This is a genomic window from Pseudoalteromonas sp. SS15, assembly GCF_049257195.1.
Classification (GTDB): Bacteria; Pseudomonadota; Gammaproteobacteria; order Enterobacterales; family Alteromonadaceae; genus Pseudoalteromonas.
Map to the genome: position 1 here is coordinate 1 of NZ_JBMMUD010000004.1, position 25759 is coordinate 25759.

A 25759-nucleotide genomic window follows, 5' to 3' on the forward strand; every position below is an offset into this window, starting at 1 on the left:
GAGGTTAGGAAGTCAGGGCCCAATCTACAAAACAGCATCTGAGTGCTCAGGTCGTCGTCAAGCTCACTGACTTCCAGAATTGATAAGTGCTAGCTAAACACTCATCAAGGAGAGATACAAGGTTGTCGTTTACGGCGACAAAGTTTTAAGCTCCGGTAGCACCGACTTTATGTCGAGTATTTTATTTCGCCATGGTTTGAATATTTTGTCGGGCTAAAGCCCGACCTACAGCATGGGTGTACCCCATGCAAACACATTCAAAAAGCGCGTATAAAATCAATCTGACAAATAATACTCAACGGTTGATACAACGCGCACTTTCTTAATATGCGGGTTGTTTCTGTCTCGTGCCGAAATACTAAATTGACCTTGTGAAGCACGTTTAATCTTACCTAACTTACTACCTGAATCTTCGGCAAATTTAGTCGCCACTTTACGGGCATTTTTGGTCGCTTCTTCAATCATATCAGGCTTAAGTTCATTCAAGCTGGAGTAGATGTATTCGGTTTGAAACTGATAGCTACCCGAGGTAAACACGATACCTTGTTTGCCAAGCTCAGACAGCTTACCCATAACATTTCTTACTGCGTCTAAGTCTTGTGAATAAACGGTGACGTTTTGCTGCGCAGTATAACGAAACTCAGCGCGAGCGTTATCACCCCATTGCTGCGCCGACTTGTCAGTCACAGACGGAGAAGTAAATGAAATATCATCAGACTTGATGCCGTTTTTTTCTAAAAAGTCTTTGATGTGAGCCGTTTTCTCATCAAGTGACTCATACAAAGCTTTTAAGTCATTTTCAGCAGCGCTGAATTGAATTGGCCAGATCACCACATCAGACAGCACTTCGCGCTCAGACAAACCTTTTACAGTAACGGTGCGCTCATATTCTTTAATTGAAATGGCCGCATTCGAGGCAATGACCGCAAATAATGTCAGTCCCAAAAAAATCCCCGATGCCAATATCAGGTTGTTGTTTGCTTTAGTTTGCATCACATGTCCTTAGATTTTTGTTATTTCTATTTCAACAGGCTAAATCTTAGCTTAGCTAACTTAACCAAATATGAGCGATAGAGACTAAGTACTTAAAGAGTAAATTAAATAGGTAAAACCTCGGCCATCTCATTATCAAGCATGTCGATTACCGACTCGAAACCATGTTTTGGTTGCCACCCCAATTTTTGCTGTGCCGCAGAAGAATCATAAACACGGTCTAGTTGATTAGGTAACGTCCACCCTCGCTGTAAAAACGCCTCAACTAATTCTGGGGCTTGCTCTTTTATTAAACCTGCGGCGTCATTGAATAGACGCGGGCAATCTGATGCTTTAAACGGGGTTTTGCCTGAGACAATAAAGCGATTAAACCCAGCTAGGCGCGTGTCTAGCGCGGCTAAATGCGCACTTGCCACATCACGTGCGTCGATACCCCGAGTGAGTCGATATACCGCCATTAAGTCGGCCGGCTCAGGAAAACAGCGAGACATTTGCAGTACGGTCACAGGCAGTTTAAAAACATCAGAAATACTTTTCAGCTTGTCTTCTGCGGCAATTTTACTGCGGTGATACACAGTTTTTGGCTGTGGAGTGATTTGCTCATTCACCCAGCCAGCGGTGTGTTCGGGAGTCGATGCATGACCATACAGTGCGGTGGTACTGGTGAAAATAAACTGCTTTACCCCCAGCTTAATACCCTCAAGGGCTAATTGCTCTGTCGCATCGACATTAATAGATTGAAACTCATCATCAGATAATAATCCGACATGGGGCGCATGTAAGGCTGCGGTATGAATAATGACATCGACCCCTTCAAGGGCTTGCTGGATCAGCGTTTTATCTCGAATGTCACCAATGTAATCGGCGGTAGAGCAAGGTGTTTTATCTAAGCCTACAACTTGATGGGTACGCATTAACTTAATATAAATTGCACGCCCGACTCTGCCCGCTGAGCCCGTCACTAACACTTTCATGGCTATCTCTTATTTAAAATGGACTGGTTTTATTCAACTTCGTGCCACAATACAAACAAGTATAATGGCGAGCCGATACGACTCTATCGCAACTTGTACAACGATTTTGAGGCGCAAACTTACCGTCAGCCTTTCCATCTCTCAAGTCAATCTCTTTCATTTTGGCAAGTAGCATTTCTCGATCGAACCCTACTTCTGCTATTAACTCACTTAAAGCCATGCAAACAAGTGATAGATGATCAATTTTGCTTTGTAATTCAACGATATCAACTTGGTTATCAGTTGCTTGACGGTGAACTTGTCTGGTTCGTTCTGATGATTCTGAATTATTTTTTTGAATCTGATATTGCTGAAAGATATCAAATAAATCCATTTCTTATCCTTTAATTTTTATTTATTGTTTTAACCATTTCGAGAGCATTGAAGCCAAACCTACAACATCCTCTAACTCTGTGACTGCTAAATCACTATTTTCTCTTACCTTATTTGACACCCTAATATAAACATCTCGCAAATGGTCGTCATATTTTCGCAAATAGTTACTTAGGGTTGTAGACGAGTCATTGCTGTGTGTGAGATGGCGCTGGATCACTCTTGATAAACACACTTCCATAGGCATATCGAGCATGATCACATAATCAATTAGATGGGCGATTTCAGCCCTCTCTCGCCCAAAGGGTTCTTCAATGAAAATCATCTGCGAATCACTATGTACCTTTAATTCACTGAGCGCTTTGGTAAATCTGGGTGACTTTATTTGCGAAACATTTGCACCTTGATGCAACCATGCCTTCATATCTAAAGGGTAAGTATCCGGCTCAACAAAATCGTCGAACAATAATGTCGGGCTATTAAACTCTTCAGCTAGACGTTTAATGACTGAGGTCTTCCCTGCACCAGAAACACCGCTCAGTGCAATAACTTTTGTTTGTTTCATTTGCAGCATCTAAAGCGTGTCTTTTAACGCAAACTCAACCCCTTGCTGGGCATGAATTTCAGTGGTGTCATACAAAGGAATACAGGTACTCGCTTGATTAACCAATAAAGCAATTTCAGTACACCCTAAGATCACCGCTTGTGCACCCTGTTCATGAAGGCGAGCAATAATTTTAAGGTATTGCTCTTGAGAAGATTGATTGATGATCCCGCGGCATAATTCATCGTAGATCACCTTGTGAATAATCTCGCGGTCATCTTTGTTAGGCACAATGACTTCAATGCCGAATTTATCTCTCAGACGGCCTTTGTAAAAGTCTTGTTCCATGGTGAACTGGGTGCCTAATAAGCCAACTTTCGAAACCCCATCTTGCACTAAACGCTGTGCTGTCGCATCGGCAATATGAAGAATAGGAATACTAATGTGAGCCTCTATTTCTGGCACTACTTTATGCATGGTATTCGTACAGATCATCAAAAAATCTGCACCTGCACGCTCTACTGACTTTGCAGCATCAGCTAGAATCACTGCGGTATCGGCCCATTTACCCTGGTGTTGTAACTGCTCGATTTCGTCGAAGTTAACACTATACAAGCAAATTTTTGCCGAGTTTAAGCCGCCCAGTTTAGCTTTAACGCCTTCATTCAAGGCTTTGTAATAACTTGCCGTAGACTCCCAACTCATTCCACCTAATAGGCCTATTGTTTTCATGGTGAGCACTCCTGTTGCGATATTTTTATACACTCACTTTTTCAGAAAATGTCTTAAGCAGCAACCCTATTTTGTCAGTATGATTTTTAGGTTGCTCTTCTGCTTCTTTGCTTTTGGGCACTTTACTTTTGGGCAATGATATAAGTGTGCAGTTCAGGGTATTGGTCAAACTCAAGGTGCTTAATAGTACAGCCCAACTCCATTAGCAGTGACACAAAACCATTGGTGCCTAAAGAAGAGTAATAAACCTCAGGGCCCATAGCACAGTTAGTATGTGCGCCTTCTGACTCAGTACCACCAAATGAAAAAATAAACACACCACCCGCATTTAAACTGTTAACGATTTTAGCGATAACATTACGCTGTTCATTTAAAGGAATATGCCAAATACTGTCCCATGCTGTTATAAAGTCATATTTATGAGGTAAGTCGTAACTGCAGATGTCAGCGTGCACAAAAATGATTTGCGGGTGTCGCTGTTTTGCAAGCGAGAGCATCTTTTGGGAGACATCAAGCCCTGAAACATCAAAACCTGTTTGAGACAACAATTCAATAAAACGCCCTGTACGACCACAGCCAATATCAAGCGCTTTTCCTCTGTTTTGAGTAAAAGTAATGGCTTTTTCATGCTGCGTAATACCGTTAGACATGTTGAAAGTATCTGTGGCCCAACGCTCGGTTATTTGATCATAGGCTTTGCCTATTTCTTCAGGTTTCATGGCAAAGCCTTATTCATTGGCAAATTCTTTTAGTGCCAACACCGCCTGCTCTGCCTTGTCGGTTTGCACAAAAATATGGTCATGAAAAAACGCTGCAACTACATTCGCGCTAATACCATACTCTGCAAGTTTAGTGGCAACTGCAGCCGTTAAGCCCACGGCATCTAAGCTTGAATGCACGGTTAAGGTGATGAGTTTAAACACACCATCAAATTCTAGGTTTGCTTGTTCTGCTAGTCGCTTTTCAACAATTGCAGTAAGCCCTTCTTGCTCCATAAAGGTCGCAATTGGTTGCAACGACACAACCTCAGAAAGCGAGCTCTTTACAGTACAAAAAACAAACTCCCCATCTTGTAATTCAGGTGACATACTTTGCAAAAGCGTCTCTAATTCTTTAATGCCAGACATGTTTTCTCCTTTATGCATCAACTTACGACAATGTTGACCTTATCAAAGACATTGGCACAAATCGTATACCGTTAAACTCACCTTCTTGCTCGGTTATTTCAAAACCATGTTTTAAATAAAAATCGATGGCATTAACTGCTGAACGGAGTTTTATCTCTTGCGCATCAGTCGAATCAAGTAAGTATTGCAATAGCGTTTGACCAATGCCTCGCCCTTGTGTTTGATGCGACACAAACAAATGCGTGAGGTAATTTCCGCCTCTCATTGCGGCAAAGCCTAATAAGGTATTATTTGATACCGCTTTTACAGTAACAAAGTCATCGTTGTCGAAAGTCGTTTTTATATCGGGTAGCACCCGTGCAATATATTCTTGCTTACCTTGCTCATTAAAATGCGGTAGCACAGCAACTTTAGAAACGGCTTCGACTAGATCTGTAATGGCGGTTAAGTCTTCATTGTTAACTCTCTGAATTTCCATATTATCTCGAAAAAGTTTATGTTGTATTTACAGTGTGAGAATCAGCACCTTAACACTAAATCCTTAAGATACTCGCCAAAATTTTTAAACGCCTTACAATAACGCGTTTTTTATATTTAAACTCTCAGGTTAGGGCCAAATTTGAAACTCAGCAAACGCTTAAAATTACTCGAGTCTATGGTGTCACCTCACTATGATCATATTTGGGACTGCTGCTGTGATCACGGATATTTAGGTGCGGCACTTTTAGATAAGCAAAACAATGAAACCGTACATTTTGTCGATATTGTCCCTGAGCTGATGCAAAGTCTTGAAAGTAAGCTGCAAACGTTTTATGACGAGCATAACTGGCAAGTTCACTGTTTAGATGTGTCTCATCTGCCTTTGCAAGATCATAAAGGCAAACATTTAGTGATTATTGCTGGCGTGGGTGGCGATTTAACCGCGCAATTTATTGCAAGCATCAATGCGCAACATCCGAACTTAGATATTGATTACTTAGTTTGCCCCGTGCATCACCTGTTCACGCTAAGAGCCAAGCTAAATGAACTGAAATTAGCTTTAGTGCAAGAGGCCTTAGTTGAAGATAAAAAACGTTATTACGAAGTCATGTTGCTGTCATCTAAATTAAACGACCAGCCAGTCTCGGCGGTCGGTGAGCAGTTCTGGCAAGCTGACAATGAAGTACAACTCGACGTAGCCGAACGATACTTGAAACAAACGCTCAGCCACTACCAACGCATTGCTAAAGGCAAAAATAGCGATGTGGCGCATATTATTTCTGCCTATGAGCAAATCGTGCCGTCTATAAAGCCTTAATGCCAAGACTCTGGAAATTAAATTACTACAACGACATAAAACTAATGTGCAGCCCAATGCTACTATCAAAGCCTTCATCATTAAAGTAATGACTATAGCCAAGCTGAACATGAATACGACGAGTGAACTGATATTCAATAAACGGCTTTATGTAGCTCGAGCTTTTGAAATTATCGAGCTCTTGCTCTTCACAGCTGCTACAGCGGAAAATGGAGCGACTGATGTTGTTATAACGATAGCCGCCAAGTACACCTATGGTGAGGTTCTCGACTAAGTGATCTTTTAAAATCAAACCCAATTCGCCATAAATTGAGGTGCCCGTGACACTCGATTCTCGACTAAGCTTCTCACCGGTAACAGCGTTTTTTACATCCTCACTAAACGGGTTGTCGTCTTCAATGTACACATAGTCTAAACCGATGGCGAATTGGTAAAAGCTGCGCGGTTCGCCTTTATAATAAATACCAATGGAATGGGCCATATCGTCTACTTGCATATCCAGCTCTGTGCCTTCATTGATGTCATTGACACTCAAAGCCTGATAACTAAAGCCATAAGAATAATTATAAAAATTAACGTTTTCGGCTTTGCTTACACCACTTAACAACAGGGCACCAGCAAATAAAGCATGTTTAGCGTATTTCATACTGCTCTCCTTCTATTTGGTATTCGCAGCACAGCTCTTTACGGCATGCACAAAGTGCTTAACGGTGCGAGCGCTATAAAAAATAATACTGTTCTGATATTCGTAGTTATAACTACTGTCTTCAAATTTATTATGCGGTGTGCCACTCCAAACCTTACCCATGGGAATATTTGGGAAAGCAAATGGGTTTAACGCAGGCTCCTCACAGGCAAATTCATTGTTGGCTTGTAGCTCTTTTATACTAGGTAAACGCCAATTCGAATTTGGACTTCCATCATTGAGCGTAGCAACATATTGATAAGCTTGCTGCCAATCCATAAATTCGGCTTCACCTTGTTCGCAATCTTCGCCGCTTAACCCAGCTGCGCAGCGCTTCCAAATAAGCCCTGTTTGTTTATCGAGAATATTGCCTTGATCGTCTTGTAAGTAGCGCTCAGCGGGGCTGGTAAAGCTGATTTTTTCATTACAACGTTGCTTTGAGGCAAATTGCTGACGATTCACCGCGGTGATTTCTGTGTCACTCAAGGTGCTCGAAAAGGCATAGAGGTTGGGGGTGCCTCGCACCGCTCGCACCATTCTTGGCTCTGAGCTAACGCCTCCTGCAACACGGCCATAACTAAAGCCGACCGACCATGCACTATTAGAATCATCCGCATCAAGGTTGCTAGTCCAGTAAAAGCCCAGTTTAGTATTGGGGAAGTAATCTGCGTCGATACTCGGTTGAGAGCGTCCATAATGCACCAAATCTTGTAGCTCAATTTTGTTAGGCAGTCGCCAATCATCAAAACCACAGAGTTTTTTTGTATTGAGCTTTTCAAGGTAACTTTGCGTGTCGCAGTTGTCATCGCACACGCCATTATCTGCAGTTGAGTAGTTTGGTAAGTTTTCATCAAACCAAGAGTAAGAAAAGCTGCTGTCTTGAGGTAATCCAGAGCCTTCAGGGCTCTTAACTTCCCAAATTAGGCCGGTGACATTATCAAATACACATTGCCATTGCTCGGCATCAGCCACTAATGGCTGACCTTGTGCATCTAGCTTAGTGTAATCAAAACTCGCATCACCCGCGCCGACTTTCAGTAAATTAGTTTGTGTATCTCTACCCGTGCTGCAATCTTGGTTGAACCCCGACTGTAAATCACATTGCGGTAAGTTAGTGTCAGGATAATCCCCCGCGAACGTCACGCCGGTATCGTTATAAGGCGACACAATTTCATCACAGGTGCATTCACCGTCGCATTTTGCAATTTCAATTCGCGCTAAGGGTGCAGTTGTATTTGCATTTTGCGAATTTCCCGCTGAGTTTGAAGTCGTATTATTCGCTGTCGTTGGTTTATTTTCAGCCGCAGGCTCATATTTACAACCCGCTGTTAAGCCCAGTAAAACTAATAATGGCGCAGTTTTCAGTAATATCATGGTCCATATCTCATTGTGCCTACTCAATAAAAACTAACGCTCAATTTTTATACCAAAAAAAATTGCGCACAAAGTTTGCAATTTCCCCAGTTAATTTTACAACTTAAGTATACCGATAAGGATTTGGAGTGAAACTGAGCTTTGGATAAGAGATTTACTAATTTAGATATCAATGATTAGTTTATCTCTTATCAGAAGTTCAGATTCGATAGTAAATCCACCGCGCTTATACTGCAGACACTAATAGGACTGATTATGGAAACTGTCGACCCCCTCTTAATTGCGTTTTTACCTAAAGACATCCGCTCGATGTTTTTCCCTTATGCCAGCGTGCAACTTGGCGCTTTAATTTTGAACTTGCTGATGGGCTTTATTATGGCGAGTTTAATTGGCTACCACTTCAGAAAGTACGCCAGTGCATTTTGTAATCGCCAAGACTTCTCTCGTCTTTTCCCGCTTCTTATGCTCACGGTTATTTTGATCATCACTGTGGTCAAAGCGTCGCTTGCTTTAGCGCTTGGTTTAGTTGGTGCATTATCAATTGTGCGTTTCAGAACACCAATCAAAGAGCCTGAAGAGCTTGTTTATTTATTCTTAAATATAGGTGTCGCCGTTGCTCTAGGTGCCGGACAAACCCTTGCAGCCATTGTGGCTTGTGTTGTGACTCTATTGTTAGTGACTTGGGTTAAGAAGCGTCACAGTAAAGATGTGCAAGAGAACGGCTTATTTCTATCGCTCAACTATCGCAGTGACGACCCCGATGTGAACATTACTATTTCGGATGTAAAAAACATTTTAGAGCAATATGTTGATCGCCTTGAATTGCGCCGCTTTGATACCGGCGAGCAACACTTCGATGCCGCTTTCTTTATCTCAATCAAAGAAGCCAAACAAATCGATGAATTCATGCATGCATTGAAGCAAAAGTACCAAGGGATCAACATTTCACTGCTTGAGCAACACAATATTGCGGGAGTGTAGTTATGAGACTCGATACGCCTAAAGTCGCCTACACCCCACCCGAACGCAAGGCGTTTATGCTGGGCGTGTTAATTCTTATAGTACTGTTAATACCCTCAGTGAATGCAGTAAAAATAGCCCTGATCCATAACGGCTATGTTGCCCACTACGAAGATGGTAAAAGCAAACTCATGCAATTGGTGCAAGACATCAGCCTTGCACCTAAGCGCCTGCTGACTGCCGATAAAGACTTGCCTGTTATCAAAGTCGATATTAAATATCAGGACTGGCTCAAACTTGAACAAGATAGAAACAACGCGCTTAAAAACGGCATCATTGCCGAACAGCGCAATCAAGTGAATGCCACCCTTTATTTAAACCAACAAAAGTACTTTGCCAAAGTGCGTCTTCAAGGTGACATGCTTGATCATGTTAGCAACGACACCCGTTGGTCATTGCGCTTTGAGCTGAAAAAGAAAAAAGCCTTATTTGAATCTAGAAAATTTGCTTTAGTAGCCCCCAATGTGCGCATTCATCAAGGCCCGAGTTTATTCAGCAAAACATTGGAACTGGCAGACTTTGATATTATTACGCCTAAAAATATTCCTGTTCGCGTCGTGCTAAACGGCGTCGATTGGGGCACCATGTTTGTAGAGCAAGCCTTCAGCCAATCATTACTTGCTGTGAATGATCGTACCGAAGGTTTAATAGCTCGACTTGATATTCATGAACAAACTCAAAATAGTGCCGGTGAGATCACGCGCATGCTAAAACCTCGTGAGTTGCAACGCGGCACCATTCTCGGCAACCCCGCTCTTGCTCAACAAAGACAAATTGCACTTGCGCTACTGGATGACTTTTTAAATAAAAAACGCCCTGCCAGCGATGTATTTGATGCTAAAAAAATGGGTCAATACTTAGCCACGGTTGACCTGTGGGGCGCATGGCATGCACTCACATGGAATAACTGGCGCTGGTATTACAATCCGCATTTAGCCAAATTTGAACCAATTCAAAGTGATGTGGCGGTTACACCAGCTAAACACAATTGGTTAATGACGCCACCAAGCCACGACTTTGTATTGTCAAAAGCCATGTTAGATGATCCTATTATTCGCTCTCATTATGATGTGGCTAAGCAAACCTTAATTGAACGTATTAATCAAAACTTAATCCCTGAATTACAAGCCTATGAGCAAACACTACTGAACAAATTACATGGCGACAGCCCGCTATTGGCGCCTTTTGATTTAACGGTTATGAAAACCCAAGTCATGTGCTGGCAAAGTGATTATCAAGGAAATGATTGCCAAAATATTGGACAGTTTGATGCGAGCCTGCACCAACATATGCAGGATTACGCAGGCCACGCCAATTGGGATATCTTAGCGCGCTTTAATTCTAGATCTGGAAGTGGCGTATTAAAGCTCGTCAACAACGATAAAGAACCACTGCACTTAAAAAGTATCACCGGTCTGAACCGATATGATGATCGCTCTGAGCTTGAAGAGGTTAACGCAGACTTTCCTCGGGTATTGAACCCAGGCGAAGCGCTCAACATTAACTTACCTGCTGACATTGTTGCAGTTGATTTACGTGCAGCTTTAGCGAGCAAGAAAATTGCTACTTTTCAGTTTAAAAAAGACATCGCGCCACTGCACTTTATTCCTCGCCCACAACCTTTAAACACTTCATTAATGAGTCAATACCCGTTTATTGAAGTCAATGCAGGGCATTGGTATGTAAAACCGGGGACTTGGCAAATTAACGACTTTTTGGTGACCCCTGATAACACTGAGTTGGTTTTGCCTGCAGGCGCTCACTTAGAGTTCGCTACCAAAGCAGGCTTGATGGTGTTCGGTCACCTAACAGTGAAAGGCACTGCTGATAATCCAGCATCATTAACCAAACAAGTCAGTAGCCGAAAATGGTCGGGACTCAGTGTGTTCTCAAACGAGTACAGTCCTAAATCGGTTGTTAGACATCTCAATATCAGCTATTCGAGTAATCCTAAGCTAGGCTTATGGCAACCGCGCGGTGCAACCTATTTTGTTAAAACACCTGTGCTCCTTGAAGACATTCACATTAGTGAAAATCAATCAGAAGATGGCTTAAATATCATTAATGGTGATATCGAAATTAATCGCATGTTGATAACCAATGCACTGTCTGATGCCTTTGACTGTGACTTTTGCGTGGGCACCGTCAATGACAGTGAGTTTAGAAGCATAGGTTTTCGCTCTGGCGGGGACGGTATTGATGTCAGTGGTTCAAAACTTACCCTCAATAATGTGTCATTCAATGGAGTAAGAGACAAAGCCATATCAGGTGGTGAACGCAGTCATTTAACGGTGAACACCGCGCGTTTTAACAACGTTAATTTCGGCCTAGTTGCCAAAGACGATACCAAGATAACAGCAACCAATATCACGGCTGAAAACGTTAAACATCACGCCCTTATGAGCTATTCGAAAAAGCCAATTTTTGGTGGTGCAATTTTAGATGTCAGTGAATTTAACTGCTTAGACGCTCAATGTGAAAATAAAATCACCGTCGAAACTGGCAGCGTGCTTACCATTAATGGCACTGCAATAGATAGCCAAGACCTCGATGTAAAGGGCCTTTACAGAACAATTATGAAATCGGATAAACCAAGATGAATACAGATAACACACCAAATTATCGCTTCGAGGTTAAGATCCCTATTCCGCTTAACCGTTTAGAAGAAGTTAGAATATGGCTAATGACCCATGCGTTGTGGTTTAAGCCACATTTTCCTGACCGGGATGTAAACAGCTTATATTTAGATACCCCCCATTTAGAGCGCTATGAAGAAAACCTCAGTGGGATCAGTGTCCGCAAGAAAGTGCGCATTCGTTGGTACAATCAACTCGATGATGCCAATAAAGCCAAACTGGAGTTTAAACATCGTCAGGGGGGGAAAGGTTACAAGGTCACTTTCGATACCCAGTTTGATTTTGATGATCCAGAGTTTAGCTGGGCCAAAGCGCTAAAACTCAGCTTTGACAAACTTCCTGAGCAAGGGCAGCTACTCTGGGGTGTTGAGCACACGCCCGTGCTTATCTGCCGCTATACGCGCCAGTATTTTATTTCGAACTGCCAGAAAATTAGGGCGACATTTGATAAAAACATTTGTGTCTATGACCAAAGGTATAAAGCCGATGCAAACCTGCATAGAAGTGTGCCGCTCGGAGATTATGTGTTGCTTGAGCTCAAAGCCGATGCTGAATTTGAGAAAGAGCTAAGCCGTTTGTTAGCTACTTGCCCGCTTCGTCAGTCCCGTCATTCAAAGTATGTGAATGGTATTCGACAACTGATGTGGCAATAGCTATGTTGAGCGTGGGGTAAACCCACGCCTACAGCCACAGTTGAGACCGCGCTAACTCACTCCCTGTAGGCGCGATTTTATATCGCGCTTTGCAATACGCTTAAAATACGTCATAGTATTTAAAAACTTAAAACAATAATTATATCAATATGATGAAATACATATTTTTAGCCACGCTGCTCATCGTTAGCACATCGAGCTTTGCAGCCACCAAAGCGAAAAAAGAAATTTTACTCGATAACACAGACGTTGAAGTGATCAGAGCTACTTACCCTGCGGGTAGCGAGTCAGGCGTGCATACTCATATTTATGCAAACCGCGTTGTGTATTTTGTTAAAGGTGGCGTACTTGCCATCACGCCTGAAGATACCAGCAAGCCTGACCGTATTATTACTGTAAAAGATGGCCAAACTCTGTATATGCCTGGCGGCACGCATAATGTTAAAAACATCGGCGACACTGAAGTCATCATCGTTGAAACTGAAATAAAAAACAGCAAACTGTAATTTTCATTTTGCAAAAAATGTAGAGCTATGGCCGTTTTAAGGTTTAAATCTTTTCTTTTACTAGCGATTTTAGGCCTAGCAAGCGCCAACTTGTTAGGCTGTACAGCCAAAAGCAAAGTGCATGTCATTGCCCCTTTGTGTTCACCAGATGAACTCACAAGGATTTACTCTGCCTTAGAGGAGATTAAACAGGTAGTTGTGATCAAATCTGACGCTGAGCTGCCAAATGGCATGCTTCATAATTCGATTCTTACCCCAAAGCTTGTGAAAGATTTCGAAGTCATTGAAGAGTTAGCCAGTGCTTTGACTATGCATGGGTTCGAAACACATATCAGCTATATCAACAAATTTAACCATCACTATAAAGATGAACACATTGGTGTGTATATTACTCACTGTACTCTTGCCACCAGCACTTCAAAAAAACTCTCAAATTAATTCGCAAATTGCAAAATAAGTTTCAAAACGAAATTTAAAAGTTTCGTTTAACTAATAATCAATAAGTTACAATTGGCACACACTCTGCTTTATCTATAGTGAGTAAACTAAAGATGAAGTAAAGAGGAAGCCGCCATGTATACGCTAACTACTTATCAAAACCTTAAAGAATTATTTCCTGAATTAAATGCACAGCTTTTCAATAGCTCACACGATTATCGCAAACAAGTGCTTGAGATGATGGCTAAACAAGAGTGTAAATTGCATGATTTAAATGAGCAATTTATGGGTGAAAAACATGAAGCCACTCGTGAAGAAGCTTGTATATTAGGGTACAACTGATGCAAAACTACTCTAAATTCTAACTGCCAGGGTAATGCCATTACATCGAGCACACTCTGGCTTTGCCATTTTTCAAAGCCACAGGACGAGGTTACAACCATGAGATAAAAACTATGATCAGCTTTGCCTACATAATTCGATTTCAAATGGCTTTTAGCCCTGTATACTGCCCGCCTAAATCAGTCAATGTGATAGAGCAGTTCAGGTATTTTTCTATGCGTAAGTCCGACAAAAAAATAGACAATCAACTCAGAGAATCTCTCACGCAAGTATGCGATGCAGCACTCAAAGATATTGAAGGGTTTCAATGGTTGACTCACCAAGCTAACTACTCAGATTTTCCAAATAGCTTAAAGATCACCTGTGTGTTTGATACCAACGAACAATTAAATGACTACTTAAACTCGTCACAAAATGCATATTTACTCGATCTTATCAGTAAAGAGTTAAATATGATGAAGTTAAAAATAAAGTCAGTGGCTAAAGTAGTCAGTTACGACTCAGAAGAAAACTGCCTAGCTGAACATAATGGTAATTGGGCTAGAAGATTAGATAACTAGGAGGCTAGGTAACTAAAAGCTAGTTACCTAAAGCCGAAATCATTTTAAATTCACTATTTCTTCTCCGTTAAAACACAGGCAATAGCGCTTAATTTCTGCTGTGCCATGTTCACTGAATTTGCATGGCGTTCATCTGCAAATTCTTGATACTCCGAGGCGACTTCAAAAATTTGATCAACTCCCAAATATTTACTCAAAGTACGAAGATGCGGCACTAAATGGCTATGCGCTTCGTTGATACCCCCTTTTTCAAAGCCAAATTCACCACTTGAAGTAATAATAACCAAAGTCTTACCCGACATTAACGGCGCTAAAGGCTTATCGCCACGGGTTAAGTCAAAATCAAAGGTTTCATTAATACGAATGATTTGATCAAACCACGCCTTGAGCTGTGCAGGCATACCATAGTTGTACATGGGCGATGAAATTACGATCAGATCCGCTTTTGCAAGCTCAGCAATATACGCATCAGACTGAGCCAAGATTTGCTGTTGCTGTGCCGTTCTTTTGGCCTTTGCTGTAAACACCGCACCAATCCAATCTTGCGTAATAAATTGCGGAGGGGTCACTCCGATATCTCGATACATACACTCATCTATGTGAGTTTGCTTTTTCAGCTCGGAGATAAATAGTCTTGCCAGCTTTTTAGAAATAGAATCATGATCAGGATTGTCGTTAGAAACCGCTCTTACGCTTGCATCTATATGTAATACAACACACATTTTTAATACCTCATTGGTTTAATTTGAGTGTCATTTTTGTCACTTTTTGATGCTTAAACAAACGAGTAAAAAACATTTACAGATGAGTAAAACTTATCTATTTTACTTTTTTAAGTTAACAATAAGCGCTATGCACGTTTCATTACCCGCACTAAAAGCATTTGAGTCAGCAGCAAGGTTGGGGAGTTTTAAAGCGGCAGCCACAGAGCTGGCAATTTCACCCACAGCTGTTTCTCACCACATAAATAACCTTGAGCAACGACTCAATGTGAACTTGTTTACTCGTGAAACAAGAAAAGTCACACTCACAGCTGCTGGAAGACAATTGGCAGAAGCCACAAAACAAGGCTTTAACATCATACAAGCTGGTATTGATAAAGTGACGGCGAAAGACAAATTGATCAATGTCGCAACCACCTCATCTTTTGCCGCATTAGTGCTGATTCCAGCGCTACACCATTTTTACCAGCAATTCCCTGAGGTAACTGTCAACATCACCAGTGGTGAGCAACTCACAACAGATAACTTCACCTTACCCGTTCGATTTGGTATACGTGAGCAACAAAACCAAGCAGATATCATCAAGTGCGAGCAATTTAATTTGTTCAGTGCGCCGCATGTCGCAGATAAATTTAGCAACAATGATAGTGTGACCATTTACACTACCAAGTGGAAAAACAACGATTTACCAAAAGCCCCTCTTAAAGACTGGCTTGCCCTTAATGCATTGCAAGACAAACACGTTGTCGTTAAGTATTTCGATCAAGAGTTGTTTGGCATTCAACAAGCCATGCTCGAAAACGCCTATGTGTTTTGCTCTAACACGCTCACTCAAGGCTACCTGAAAGCCGGACTACTTAAAGAATTGAATACCCAAGCTGTCGACTCTGCCTTTTGTTACTACATCGAAAACAAACAAAAAAATACCACTAGACACAACCATATGTTCATCGAATGGTTAGACAATCTCATGCTGTAATGGAACAATAAGCATCGAGTAAAAGCTGAATTAAGGAAAGTTATCAGATGCTTGAACAAGTCATGTCTTTAATGGGTTTAATCGCGTCAATTTGGTTGGTTTTAGGTGTGTTTTATGCTGCAAAGCTTTACCCAAACTACAATCATAGTGAGCAGTTTTGTAGCGAATTAGGTGCCGTAGGTAGTCCAACACAAAGATTTTCTCCGCTTATCAATAACTACCCGCTCGGTGTGCTGTTTTGTCTCTTTGGTGTGTATGTATTTAACTTAGAACCTAATATATGGCTTCAGCTTACTGGAGTATGTATTGTCGTGCATGGTCTAGGCACTTGGGTTGCAGGCTTTTTCCCTATGGATGCAGATCCTTATACCAAAGCGCCGAGTCGTGACTGTAACATCCATTCGTGGGCGGGCTTATTTATGTTGCTTTCACTGTTGCTAGCCACCATATTCGTGCTAATCGCGCCGCTATCTGCCATTAACAGTTTCGCGTTTAAAGCTTTTTCAATCATGAGCCTTATCGCTACTATTTACACCCTTATATTGATGAAAAAGGCCTATGTTCAGAAACAAAAAGTCGGGCTATATCAGCGTATTTCTTATGGCACGCAGCTAGCCTGGTTGAGCGTGTTCTCTCTTGTTATCTCTTTTAGTTAATAACCAATAATGAAGCAATCTTTCGAAATTAGCCGTATACATACGCCGTTAGGTATATTTAGGGTGTCAGGAAAAGTTTCTGCTCAAAACGATTTGGTAATTTCGCAACTAGAGATCATGGGTACTGATGGCTGGCTGTTTTTAGATATTCAATCTAAAAAGGTCGTCAACCTAATTAATCAACTGGAGCCGCACTTGCTGGCTAATTTACAGGGTTAAGCCCATATGACTGACAACTTGAGTAATAAGAACTTAGCCCTTTTTGATTTTGATGGCACCTTAACCGATGCCGATATGTTCACTAAATTCTTGAAATTTTCAGCGACAAAAAAGCGCGCTTGGTTAATTAGGCTGACACTACTCCCTTTATATGGTTTTTTTAAACTGGGCCTTTTCCCAGCGCCAACTTTGCGAAAGCTGGCAAGCTTTGTCGCATATACAGACAAACCCATTAGCTTCCTGTGCCCTATTGGAGAAGAATACGCGCTTACGGTGATCCCCAAACACCTTCGCAAACAAGCCATTGAGCGTTTGCAATGGCACTTACAACAAGGTGATACCGTTGTTGTGGTGTCAGCTTCTTTAAACCTGTACTTAGAGCCTTGGTGTCACTCCCTTGGGGTTGAGCTAATTTGTAGTGAGCTTGCAACTAAAAATGGCAAATTTACAGGGCTTTATCTAAAAGGAGATGTTAGCAATCACATTAAGGCTGAGAGGGTAAAGTCAATGTTTAATCTCGACCAATTTAAACGTATTTACGCCTATGGTGACACACCAGAAGACCATGCACTCTTGTCTCTAGCCGACGAACAATATATGAATTGGGTGAAGCAATAAAAACCCTTGCTATTTTTAATGCTTTTGTACTATTAACCAAATTTAGCCTAGCTAATTTTCACTTTCATTTACATTAGCTGAATAATAAAAAACTGATGTTTAATCAGTTTTTTGCATATAAAGATCCAAAAAGTAATAACTCATTAATAAAAATAAATCTCATTATTGCACCTTTTTAGGGTAAACTCCCCACCCACTGCCATTTCATTAACAATATACATACAAAATGTGAGGTCATTGTTTTGAACATCAACCGCCTGCTTGGCAAAGTAAAAGTTGCCAATAAGCTGCGAATCTCTATTGCTATCTCTATCGCAATTATTGTGGGGATCCAACTCTCTGCTGCAAACAAGCTTAAAGACACAATGACAGCTGAAAGACAAACAAAGGCGATTGGCCTTGTGGAATCTGTCAGCTCTCAATTAAATGCCATTGCTAAATCAGCCAACTTAACCACTGAGCAAAAGCAGACACAAGCAAAGTATTTGATCAATAACACCCGTTTCGGTGAGTCAGGCTACTTTTTTGTATTCGACAACCGAGGCGACATGGTTGCTCACCCAATTAAACCCGCACTCAACAACCAATCAATGACAACACATGTAAAACCATTTATTCGTAATGCTTTTACACAATTTGTTGATACTGCAGAACAATACGGCCAGGGTTTTGTTACCTATCAATGGCCAAAACCAGGGTCAAATGAACAAGAAGAAAAGGTGTCGTATGTACAAAAGCAAGCACATTGGAATTGGGTAATTGGTACGGGTATTTACCTAACTGATATTCAAGAGACCTACTACCAAACCTTACGCAGCATTCTTATTGAAATGCTGGTTTACATCGCAATATTACTGATTGTTTCGCAATATGTGGCACGTAACATCACAAAGCCATTGAATAAACTAACTCGCACCATGACTCAAGTTGCGAATGAGAAAGATCTGACAATTCAACTAAAACATCAGGGTAATGATGAACTATCTGAAATGGGACGCGCCTTTAATGAAAGTAACGCCCAGTTTAGACATGTGCTAGACAATATTAACGAGAATACCATGTCGTTAGCGTCTCAAGCCGAAGAGCTATCTGTGGTAACACAACAGATAAAAACCGGCATTGTTGAACAGCATCAAGAAACAGCATCAGTGCAAGACAAAGTAAGCCACCTAAACGAGTCTGCCCAAGAAGTTTTTCAACAAACACAAAGTGCCCTTGATAACGTGGAGCATGCTGGTCAGTTAACAGCTCAGAGTTTAAAGCACATCAATGACAACGCTGTCTCAATCAATGAAGTGGCTGAACGAGTAGATAGCGCAGAGCATGCGGTGAAGGAGCTACAAAATAGCTCTGATAAAATCACCGAAGTACTCGATGTTATTCAAAAAGTAGCTGAGCAAACCAATCTACTGGCACTCAACGCCGCGATTGAAGCTGCTCGCGCGGGTGAGCAAGGCCGAGGCTTTGCCGTTGTAGCTGATGAAGTTAGAACGCTTGCAATGCGTACCCAGCAATCAACAGAGGATATTCAGGCCATTATTAACCAACTTCACGCAGGGGTAAAAGCCACTGTTGATGAAATGGTACTGTGTAAGCAGTCTGCTAATGAAGGCTTATTAATAAGTAAGCAATGTAATGAGACGTTACAGCAAGTAGATGGCGCGATGCAGGCTATCCAGCTTTCAAACGCCGAGATTGCCGCGGCCGCACAATTGCAGTCTGACAACATCGCAGTCATTGCTGATAACATGGCCAGTATCGCAGCAGTTTCTGAGCAAACCGAAACCGGTGCTGAACACACCCATGCTGCAAGCCAGCAGCTCAGTGTTATGTCGCAAGAGTTAAGTGATTTAGTGAGAGAGTTTAAGGTTTAAATATGTGAAAGTCAGAACGCGGTATGTGCGAAGTACCGCCACTGACTGCAAAACAATCTTAACTTGAAATGTAAGCGCGATTTTATATCGCTTTTTTTTGCGCAGGATAAACCTGCGCCTACAAGATTGGTTAGTTCTGGGATTTTAGGTAAGTTCATGTTGTAGGTCGGGCTTCAGACCGACAAAATATTCAAACCATGGCGACATAAAATACCCGACATAAAGTCGGTGCTACCGGCGCATAAAAACTTTGTCGGTGTAGGCACGATTTTACATCGCGCTTTTTTGCGCAGGATAAACCAGCGCCTACATTAAGTTGTTAGCTCAACCTTATAAAGCATCCCATACATTCGCTATGTTAGTTATCACAGATAATGTAGGCACGATTTTATATCGTGCTTTTTTTTGCGCAGGGTAAACCAGCGCCTACAGGGTTAGTTGGTTCTGGGATTTTAGGTAAGTTCATGTTGTAGGTCGGGCTTCAGCCCGACAAAATATTCAAACCATGGCGACATAAAATACCCGACATAAAGTCGGTGCTACCGGAGCATAAAAACTTTGTCGCCATAAACGAAGGCCTACATTCAAAAAACTAAACCGGTGATTGTTGTAGATGCTATTTCATATCGCGTTTTTTACGCAGAATAAACCAGCGCCTACAAGGGTTAGTTGGTTCTGGGATTTTAGATGAGCTCATGTTGTAGATCGGCTTCAACCCGACAAAATATTCAAACCATGGCGACATAAAATACCCGACATAAAATCGGTGTTACCAGAGCTTAAAAACTTTGTCGCCGTAAACGAAGACCTACATTCAAAAAACTAAATAAGTAATTGCTGTAGGCTCGATTTTATATCGCGCTTTTTTGTGCCGAATAAACCTGTGCCTACAAAAATTAGCGTATCTTCAAAGATTAAAAATCATTTCGATAAGATATAAATATGTTTAAAAAAACGCAGGCACATCCCTGCACCTGCGTTTTTTGCCTTTAACTTAAAGCTTACCGCTTTTAGCTTAATGCTGGTTGTATTCAACTCGCTAACTCATCCCTAGCTAACTCGCTTACTTCACCTAAAATCAATCACTCTGCAGTGCTTCTATCGGATCAAGTTTTGACGCTTTAATCGCTGGGTAAACACCAAATGTCAGGCCCACCAGCGCACAGATGCTGAACGATAAAACGATGGCGCTGAGTGACCAAGATACCGCCCATTCTGAATAGAAGGCGATCAACTCAGATAAAGCGATACCGAAAAACACCCCAAGCAAACCACCTAAGATTGAGATAGTAAAACTCTCGGTAATGAATTGAACTTGAATGTCTTTTTGCGTGGCGCCAATGGCGCGCAGTAAGCCGATTTCTTTGGTACGCTCTAACACTGTTGCCAGCATGATATTCATAATACCAATACCGCCCACCAGCAGTGAAATGCCTGCCACACACGACATTACGATATTAAAAATTTGCTGGGTTTGTTTTTGCTGTGCTAATAACGCTGCAGGCACAATCAGCTTGTAATCATCAATGTCGTTATGACGACCCTTAACCAGTGCATCAATCGCTTGTGCGGCCATCACTGGACTAAAGCCCGGCTCAGTTGCTAGCTTAATGCGCGATATTTCTGGGTCGAGTAATTCACTTTTAAAGCGGTGAATGGCTGTTTTTAACGGAATAAAAATCTGGTTTTGTTCGTCACCTAGCTTCACCCCTTGAAACTCTTTCTTTTTCAAAAAAGGCGCTTCTAAAATACCTACGACTTCAAACCACAGATGGTTAATTTTGACTGACTTGCCTACCGCATCACCAAGTGGAAACAAGGTTTTAGCGGTATTGGCACCGAGCAGCGCCACTTGTGAAAAGTGTTGTCCGTCTTGCTCGTTTAGCAAACGCCCTGCACTTAAATCGAAATGTGCCAGCTTAAAGTAGTTTTCACTGACCCCCACGGCTTGGCCTTCGAACTTAGCGTATTCACTGAATACATGGTAGGTTTCGACTACTTTCTCTGCGGCAAAATCAGTGATAAATGGCAGGGCTTCAACGGCGACTTTACCATCATTGAGCGACAGACCATCTGAGTGTTTACGTTGCTCTCTGAGCTCTTCTTCTTCAAAGTCTTTGGCTTCAACAATGACGTTGTTAAGGCCCATAGAGTCGATCATTTTCAACGCTTCGCGCTGAGCGCCCTCACCAATATTTAACATGGCGATTACGGCACCTACCCCGAAGATCATGCCAAGGAGTGTCAAAAAGGTGCGTAGTTTATGTTGCTGTAGCTGTACTACCGCGTCTTTAAATAAGCCCACTAGATTCATAATTTGCCCTCCTTATCGACCAACGCAATCACATCTCCCTCTGAAAGGCCTTGGGTAATTTCAACATGGCTTAAGTTACTTTGCCCCAAACTCACAGGGGTTTTGCTAAAACCCGACGCCGTTTTCAGTTGCACATACGCACCGTCTTCATCGGCAAATACACTAAACTTAGGCACAACCAGTTTGTCGGCTGCTTGGTTGGCAATAATATTGGCTGTGACTTTTAGACCAGGTCGTAAATGTGCACCTTGTTCATCAATACTGGCAGTCAACTCATAGTACTTTTGCGGGTCTTGACGTTTGATTGATTTAGGAAATGGCGCAAGCTTGGTCACTTTGCCAGTGAATGTTTTACTCGGATCTGAAATCAAAGAAAACTCCAGTATTTGGCCTTGCTGCAAGTTAATGGCTTCACGCTCTTTTACGAATAGCTTAATTTGCATCACAGAGATATCTGGTAAACCCGCTATTTTCTGGCCCGGCCAAAGTGTTTGCCCCGCTCTTGGTTTTTCGCCACGCCAGTTCACACTATGAGTTAACAAACCATCGTGGGGGGCAACCACTTCTAATGACGACAAATTGCCATTGAGCATATCAATTTTGCTTTGGTGCTGCTGACTCTGCATATTTAAGAGATCTAATTCACCTTGAGCACTGCTATTAAATTGCTCTGATTGCCAATTAAAATAGTCTGTTTTGGCATTCAGGTAATCGACCTTTTGCGCCTGCTCTAGGATATCGAGTTTAGAGATGATGCGAACATCATCAATTGAGAAGGTTTCAGCAAATTGTTTTTCTTCTTCTACAATATCAATGTCGTATCCCAAATGCTTTCTTCTTGTGTCAATCTCAGTATTTTTGCCAGACAAGTCTTGTGAGACCTTGTCGTTTGAAAATTCACTTTCGCGCTTTTGCTTACTCATAACACGACCGTCAAATCGCGCTACCACTTCGCCTTTTTTTACTTGCGAATATTCAGGCATTAACCATGCGAGCGTTTGTGGACCACGAGACGAAGCTGGAGTACTGATCACTGTTTCTGTTGCTGCGATTAATTCGCCCTTTGCCTGAACATAGTTCTTAAATGGCGCTGTTTTAACTGTATAGGTTAATTGTGCATCAACTTCAGCAGGCTCAGAGCAAGCCGTTAGTAGTAATGCACTGATCACTATCGCTAAATATTTCATAGACGTACCTCATCACCTTGTTTTACTCCCTCTGTGATCACAGCAAAACCATTACTGATATTACCGACTTGAACAGGCAGTTTATCGCCGCCTTTTTCTATCACGTAAGCGCTCGCTCGCTCGCCACTTGACTGCTCATTGTGTAAGGCCGAGATAGGCACAACTAGCACATTTTCAATTTTATCTGTGGCGATTTCTACCCGAGCAGTTAAGCCAGGACGCATAATCGCGGCATCAATGTCATCTAAGGTGATCAGGGTATCGACTATGCGGCGTTTGTCTTGTGGTGACTTCTCGCGAAAAGCACTGCCAATGGTAGTAATTTTACCTGAAGTAATGAGCGGCTCAGGACCATCTATGGTGACTTTAACATGTTGATTAAGGGCAATACGGCCAAAGTCTGCTTCATCAATTTGTGCTTTCACCTGCATGTCTTCTATCACTGCCATCTCAATAACAGGCTGGCCAAATTGCACACTTTCACCCACTGTCGGCTTTTCGCCACTGGCATTGCTGTAATACATCACAATGCCATCCATAGGGGCTTTGACTTTAAGCCTTTCGATGTCTTGTTGTAATGCGTCTACTTCGGCCTTCAAGCGGCCTACTTTACCTTCTGCTAAACGAATATTGAGTTCTTTGGTCTCTTTTTGAAACGCTAGCTTTCTTTGCGCCAGCGCTAGGTCATTTTTAGCAATGGTGAAATCTATCTGTGCCTTGCGCTTATCGTTGTCTGAAAGCGAGTCATCGTTAATGTCGGCTTTACGCTCAGCAATATCAAAGTTCATCTGCGCTTCGGCGAGGGCAAGTTTAAGCTCTTCTTGGTTTTTAATTTCGAGTGCTTTTTGGTTCTCAAGCTCTTTGACTGCACGATCATATTCGCTGTTTTTATCAATTAAGCGGTCACGAACAGGTTTGTCATCAAATGCCGCAACCACCTCGCCCTTTTTCACTTGCTTGTTTTCAGGTGCTAAAAACTTCACCTTGTATTGCCACATACGAGCAATAGAGGGTGGCGCAATTAACGACTGCTTTGCTGACTCTAGTTCACCATTGGCCTGTACAGCCAGCTGAAAACTCGTTTTCTCAACTGTGTGATAGTCAAAATCATCACTGCCACAGCCTACTAACGATAAAGCGACAACACTGGCTAGTACGCCTAATTTAAACTTATTCACTTTGGCCTCCTTGTAAACGCACACGCCCAGTCATCCCCGGCAGTATTTTTAGCTTTTGCGTCTCATCAAATGAGAAAACAGCACGATAATAGGCGTCTTTCCCCCATTCTTTGCGCTCTTCAGGTTGTGTCGATAAATTAGTTAATTTGGCTGTAATCGGTGTTTTTTGGTAGGCGTCTAGGGTCAAATTAACGCTTTGATCTAGCGTTAGGTGCTTGTAGTCAATTTCATGAACCCAAGCCTCAAGGTAGAGCCCTGTCATCGCTGGAATTTCTGCAATTTTCCAGCCTGGCTGTGCCGTCGCCCCCGAAAATAATTTAGAGCCATACCAAGGGTGATTTGCATATAAAATCGGGCCTTGATTGGTTGCCTTATGGGTTAAGTCGTTTAAGCGTTCTCGGTTTTCTTTTAAGTTAATTTGTAAACGTGCAATTTCGATTTCTTGTTTACGAATATTTACCTGCGCAGTGGTTTTTGCTTCAGCTAGACTGGCTTTGGCTTTGTGCTTTTGGATAACCGCTTGCTCAAGTTTTAGCTGGTTTTCTTCGTAGTCGAACACGCTGACATGACTTTTCGGCACCGCGGCGTCTATCTTCGCTTTTTCAAGTAAGAGCTCAGCGCGCGTTAACGAAAATTCAGCCTCTAAGATAGCCTGTTGACCTTTATTCTGCTGCCTTTTTAATTCATCTTGCGCATTGTTGAGACTGACTTCATCTTGTTCTATGGTGCTGGCGATTGAGCCGCCTTCGAATACCACTACCACATCGCCGGGCTTAGCCACTTCGCCTTCCGGTAACATCCATTCAATTTGCACACGCCAAGTATCACTTTGTGGCGAAAAGAAAGTTTGGCTATCTCCAGCTTTGACTTCACCTGTGATGAAAATGCTTTGGGCATCCTGCTCGGCAAAGCTATTGGCACTGAAAATTGAACTAGTTAGTAACATTGCCAAACAAAGAGGGGTTAATTTGTGTTGTTTTAAACATGCTTTCATCGGCGGCTGTCCTCTATTTTCACGCCATCTTTCATTCGGATAATGCGTTTTGCATACTCGGCAATATCGTCTTCGTGAGTCACCATAACAATGGTGTGCCCTTGAGCGTGTAAGTCACATAGCAGTGACATAATTTCGTGAGAGGTTTTGCTGTCTAAGTTACCGGTAGGCTCATCGGCAAAAATGACTTTCGGCTCGTTCACTAGGGCTCTGGCAATCGCCACCCTTTGCCTTTGGCCGCCCGACATTTCATTCGGTTTGTGTCCCGACCTATGATCAAGCCCAACTTTAGCAAGCATGGCTAAGCCTTTTTGTTTGGCTTCTTCTGGTGAAGTCTCGCTGTAACGCAGCGGCAGAGTGACATTTTCAAGTGCACTCAAGCGGGTTAAAAGGTGAAAAGTTTGGAAAATAAAGCCGATACGCTCGTTTCTTATTTTTGATAAGTCTTCATCGCGCATATCTTGAATAGACTGATCCGACAAAAAGTATTCACCCTGTGTCGGCGTATCAAGACAACCTAATATGTTCATGAGGGTTGATTTTCCTGAGCCCGAAGAGCCCATAATGGCAACGAATTCGCCTTCATCAATGGAGATAGAAACATCGTTTAATGCGGTGACGCGCGTTTCCCCACTGCCGTATTCGCGATATAAGTTTTTAACTTCAATCACTTGCTACAATCCTTGATTATTATTTTTATCAGATATTCACCGTATACAATGTGAACAACTGAGTCAACTGTCATAAGCGACTGATTTTAGTAAC

General features: G+C 42.1%; 29 protein-coding genes. 13 read left to right on the forward strand and 16 right to left on the reverse strand.

Annotated features, from left to right (window positions below; all coding sequences use genetic code 11):
• Positions 1 to 276: 276 nt before the first annotated feature.
• From AAEU28_RS09345 to AAEU28_RS09380, 8 genes are all read right to left on the reverse strand, one after another.
• A complete protein-coding gene (locus AAEU28_RS09345; RefSeq protein ID WP_421963867.1) occupies positions 277 to 993 on the reverse strand; it encodes an SIMPL domain-containing protein in 717 nt (238 codons plus the stop codon).
• Between the two features lie 104 nt (positions 994 to 1097).
• Complete coding sequence (locus tag AAEU28_RS09350) at positions 1098 to 1967, reverse strand: NAD-dependent epimerase/dehydratase family protein (RefSeq protein WP_421963868.1); 870 nt, start codon at positions 1965 to 1967, stop codon at positions 1098 to 1100.
• A 13-nt stretch (positions 1968 to 1980) separates the two neighbouring features.
• The gene (locus AAEU28_RS09355) at positions 1981 to 2340 is read right to left on the reverse strand and encodes a hypothetical protein (protein ID WP_421963869.1); all 360 of its coding nucleotides are present in this window, start codon (positions 2338 to 2340) and stop codon (positions 1981 to 1983) included.
• A 21-nt stretch (positions 2341 to 2361) separates the two neighbouring features.
• Positions 2362 to 2904, reverse strand: a complete 543-nt coding sequence (locus AAEU28_RS09360) for a hypothetical protein (RefSeq protein ID WP_421963870.1) — start codon at positions 2902 to 2904, stop codon at positions 2362 to 2364.
• A 9-nt stretch (positions 2905 to 2913) separates the two neighbouring features.
• A complete protein-coding gene (locus AAEU28_RS09365; RefSeq protein WP_421963871.1) occupies positions 2914 to 3615 on the reverse strand; it encodes an aspartate/glutamate racemase family protein in 702 nt (233 codons plus the stop codon).
• Between the two features lie 122 nt (positions 3616 to 3737).
• A complete protein-coding gene (locus tag AAEU28_RS09370) occupies positions 3738 to 4334 on the reverse strand; it encodes a class I SAM-dependent methyltransferase (RefSeq protein WP_421963872.1) in 597 nt (198 codons plus the stop codon).
• Positions 4335 to 4343: 9 nt separating this feature from the next.
• Positions 4344 to 4742 carry an ACT domain-containing protein gene (locus AAEU28_RS09375; protein ID WP_421963873.1) on the reverse strand — a complete coding sequence of 133 codons (399 nt, stop codon included), beginning with the start codon at positions 4740 to 4742 and terminating at the stop codon, positions 4344 to 4346.
• A gap of 22 nt (positions 4743 to 4764) precedes the next feature.
• On the reverse strand, positions 4765 to 5220 hold the full coding sequence (locus AAEU28_RS09380) for a GNAT family N-acetyltransferase (protein WP_421963874.1): 456 nt from the start codon (positions 5218 to 5220) through the stop codon (positions 4765 to 4767).
• A gap of 141 nt (positions 5221 to 5361) precedes the next feature.
• On the opposite strand from AAEU28_RS09380, the gene AAEU28_RS09385 reads away from it, so the two are divergent.
• Entirely contained in the window at positions 5362 to 6039 is a 678-nt protein-coding gene (locus AAEU28_RS09385) for a tRNA (adenine(22)-N(1))-methyltransferase (RefSeq protein ID WP_421963875.1), read from the forward strand.
• A gap of 25 nt (positions 6040 to 6064) precedes the next feature.
• Here AAEU28_RS09385 and AAEU28_RS09390 read toward each other — a convergent pair whose 3' ends face one another.
• Positions 6065 to 6685 carry a hypothetical protein gene (locus tag AAEU28_RS09390; protein WP_421963876.1) on the reverse strand — a complete coding sequence of 207 codons (621 nt, stop codon included), beginning with the start codon at positions 6683 to 6685 and terminating at the stop codon, positions 6065 to 6067.
• A 12-nt stretch (positions 6686 to 6697) separates the two neighbouring features.
• A complete protein-coding gene (locus AAEU28_RS09395) occupies positions 6698 to 8098 on the reverse strand; it encodes a DUF1566 domain-containing protein (RefSeq protein WP_421963877.1) in 1401 nt (466 codons plus the stop codon).
• A gap of 255 nt (positions 8099 to 8353) precedes the next feature.
• Here AAEU28_RS09395 and AAEU28_RS09400 point away from each other — a divergent pair, with 255 nt between their 5' ends.
• The 7 genes from AAEU28_RS09400 to AAEU28_RS09430 all read left to right on the forward strand — a co-directional run bounded on the left by AAEU28_RS09400 (position 8354) and on the right by AAEU28_RS09430 (position 14253).
• Positions 8354 to 9079, forward strand: a complete 726-nt coding sequence (locus AAEU28_RS09400; protein WP_421963878.1) for a DUF4956 domain-containing protein — start codon at positions 8354 to 8356, stop codon at positions 9077 to 9079.
• A 2-nt stretch (positions 9080 to 9081) separates the two neighbouring features.
• A complete protein-coding gene (locus AAEU28_RS09405) occupies positions 9082 to 11718 on the forward strand; it encodes a hypothetical protein (RefSeq protein ID WP_421963879.1) in 2637 nt (878 codons plus the stop codon).
• Positions 11715 to 12407: a polyphosphate polymerase domain-containing protein gene (locus AAEU28_RS09410; protein WP_404395529.1), complete on the forward strand. Its 693-nt coding sequence runs from the start codon at positions 11715 to 11717 to the stop codon at positions 12405 to 12407. The genes AAEU28_RS09405 and AAEU28_RS09410 overlap by 4 nt, the downstream gene beginning before the upstream one ends.
• A 149-nt stretch (positions 12408 to 12556) precedes the next feature.
• A complete protein-coding gene (locus AAEU28_RS09415; RefSeq protein ID WP_421963880.1) occupies positions 12557 to 12913 on the forward strand; it encodes a cupin domain-containing protein in 357 nt (118 codons plus the stop codon).
• Positions 12914 to 12940: 27 nt separating this feature from the next.
• Positions 12941 to 13351, forward strand: a complete 411-nt coding sequence (locus AAEU28_RS09420; RefSeq protein WP_421963881.1) for a hypothetical protein — start codon at positions 12941 to 12943, stop codon at positions 13349 to 13351.
• A 135-nt stretch (positions 13352 to 13486) separates the two neighbouring features.
• Positions 13487 to 13693 carry a hypothetical protein gene (locus tag AAEU28_RS09425; RefSeq protein ID WP_421963882.1) on the forward strand — a complete coding sequence of 69 codons (207 nt, stop codon included), beginning with the start codon at positions 13487 to 13489 and terminating at the stop codon, positions 13691 to 13693.
• A gap of 215 nt (positions 13694 to 13908) precedes the next feature.
• Entirely contained in the window at positions 13909 to 14253 is a 345-nt protein-coding gene (locus tag AAEU28_RS09430) for a Fis family transcriptional regulator (RefSeq protein WP_421963883.1), read from the forward strand.
• A gap of 53 nt (positions 14254 to 14306) precedes the next feature.
• On the opposite strand, the gene AAEU28_RS09435 is transcribed toward AAEU28_RS09430, so the two are convergent.
• On the reverse strand, positions 14307 to 14975 hold the full coding sequence (locus tag AAEU28_RS09435; protein ID WP_421963884.1) for an FMN-dependent NADH-azoreductase: 669 nt from the start codon (positions 14973 to 14975) through the stop codon (positions 14307 to 14309).
• Positions 14976 to 15105: 130 nt separating this feature from the next.
• Between AAEU28_RS09435 and AAEU28_RS09440 the strand changes: the two genes are divergently transcribed.
• From AAEU28_RS09440 to AAEU28_RS09460, 5 genes are all read left to right on the forward strand, one after another.
• Positions 15106 to 15954 (forward strand): LysR family transcriptional regulator, encoded by an 849-nt coding sequence (locus AAEU28_RS09440; protein ID WP_421963885.1) that lies wholly within the window; start codon positions 15106 to 15108, stop codon positions 15952 to 15954.
• 47 nt (positions 15955 to 16001) lie between these two features.
• Positions 16002 to 16610, forward strand: coding sequence for a DUF998 domain-containing protein (locus AAEU28_RS09445; protein WP_421963886.1), 609 nt, complete (start codon positions 16002 to 16004; stop codon positions 16608 to 16610).
• Positions 16611 to 16619: 9 nt separating this feature from the next.
• Positions 16620 to 16829 (forward strand): hypothetical protein, encoded by a 210-nt coding sequence (locus tag AAEU28_RS09450; protein WP_421963887.1) that lies wholly within the window; start codon positions 16620 to 16622, stop codon positions 16827 to 16829.
• 6 nt (positions 16830 to 16835) lie between these two features.
• On the forward strand, positions 16836 to 17447 hold the full coding sequence (locus AAEU28_RS09455; protein WP_421963888.1) for an HAD family hydrolase: 612 nt from the start codon (positions 16836 to 16838) through the stop codon (positions 17445 to 17447).
• A gap of 242 nt (positions 17448 to 17689) precedes the next feature.
• Positions 17690 to 19321, forward strand: coding sequence for a methyl-accepting chemotaxis protein (locus tag AAEU28_RS09460; protein ID WP_421963889.1), 1632 nt, complete (start codon positions 17690 to 17692; stop codon positions 19319 to 19321).
• A 1078-nt stretch (positions 19322 to 20399) separates the two neighbouring features.
• Here AAEU28_RS09460 and AAEU28_RS09465 read toward each other — a convergent pair.
• The 5 genes from AAEU28_RS09465 to AAEU28_RS09485 are packed head-to-tail and all read right to left on the reverse strand — an operon-like array spanning position 20400 to position 25665.
• Entirely contained in the window at positions 20400 to 21635 is a 1236-nt protein-coding gene (locus AAEU28_RS09465; protein ID WP_138566325.1) for an ABC transporter permease, read from the reverse strand.
• Positions 21632 to 22822, reverse strand: coding sequence for an efflux RND transporter periplasmic adaptor subunit (locus AAEU28_RS09470; protein ID WP_421963890.1), 1191 nt, complete (start codon positions 22820 to 22822; stop codon positions 21632 to 21634). Before AAEU28_RS09470 ends, AAEU28_RS09465 begins: the two co-directional genes overlap by 4 nt.
• Positions 22819 to 24000, reverse strand: a complete 1182-nt coding sequence (locus AAEU28_RS09475) for an efflux RND transporter periplasmic adaptor subunit (RefSeq protein ID WP_421963891.1) — start codon at positions 23998 to 24000, stop codon at positions 22819 to 22821. Before AAEU28_RS09475 ends, AAEU28_RS09470 begins: the two co-directional genes overlap by 4 nt.
• A complete protein-coding gene (locus AAEU28_RS09480) occupies positions 23993 to 24994 on the reverse strand; it encodes an HlyD family secretion protein (RefSeq protein WP_421963892.1) in 1002 nt (333 codons plus the stop codon). Before AAEU28_RS09480 ends, AAEU28_RS09475 begins: the two co-directional genes overlap by 8 nt.
• The gene (locus AAEU28_RS09485) at positions 24991 to 25665 is read right to left on the reverse strand and encodes an ABC transporter ATP-binding protein (RefSeq protein WP_421963893.1); all 675 of its coding nucleotides are present in this window, start codon (positions 25663 to 25665) and stop codon (positions 24991 to 24993) included. Before AAEU28_RS09485 ends, AAEU28_RS09480 begins: the two co-directional genes overlap by 4 nt.
• Positions 25666 to 25759: the final 94 nt, after the last annotated feature.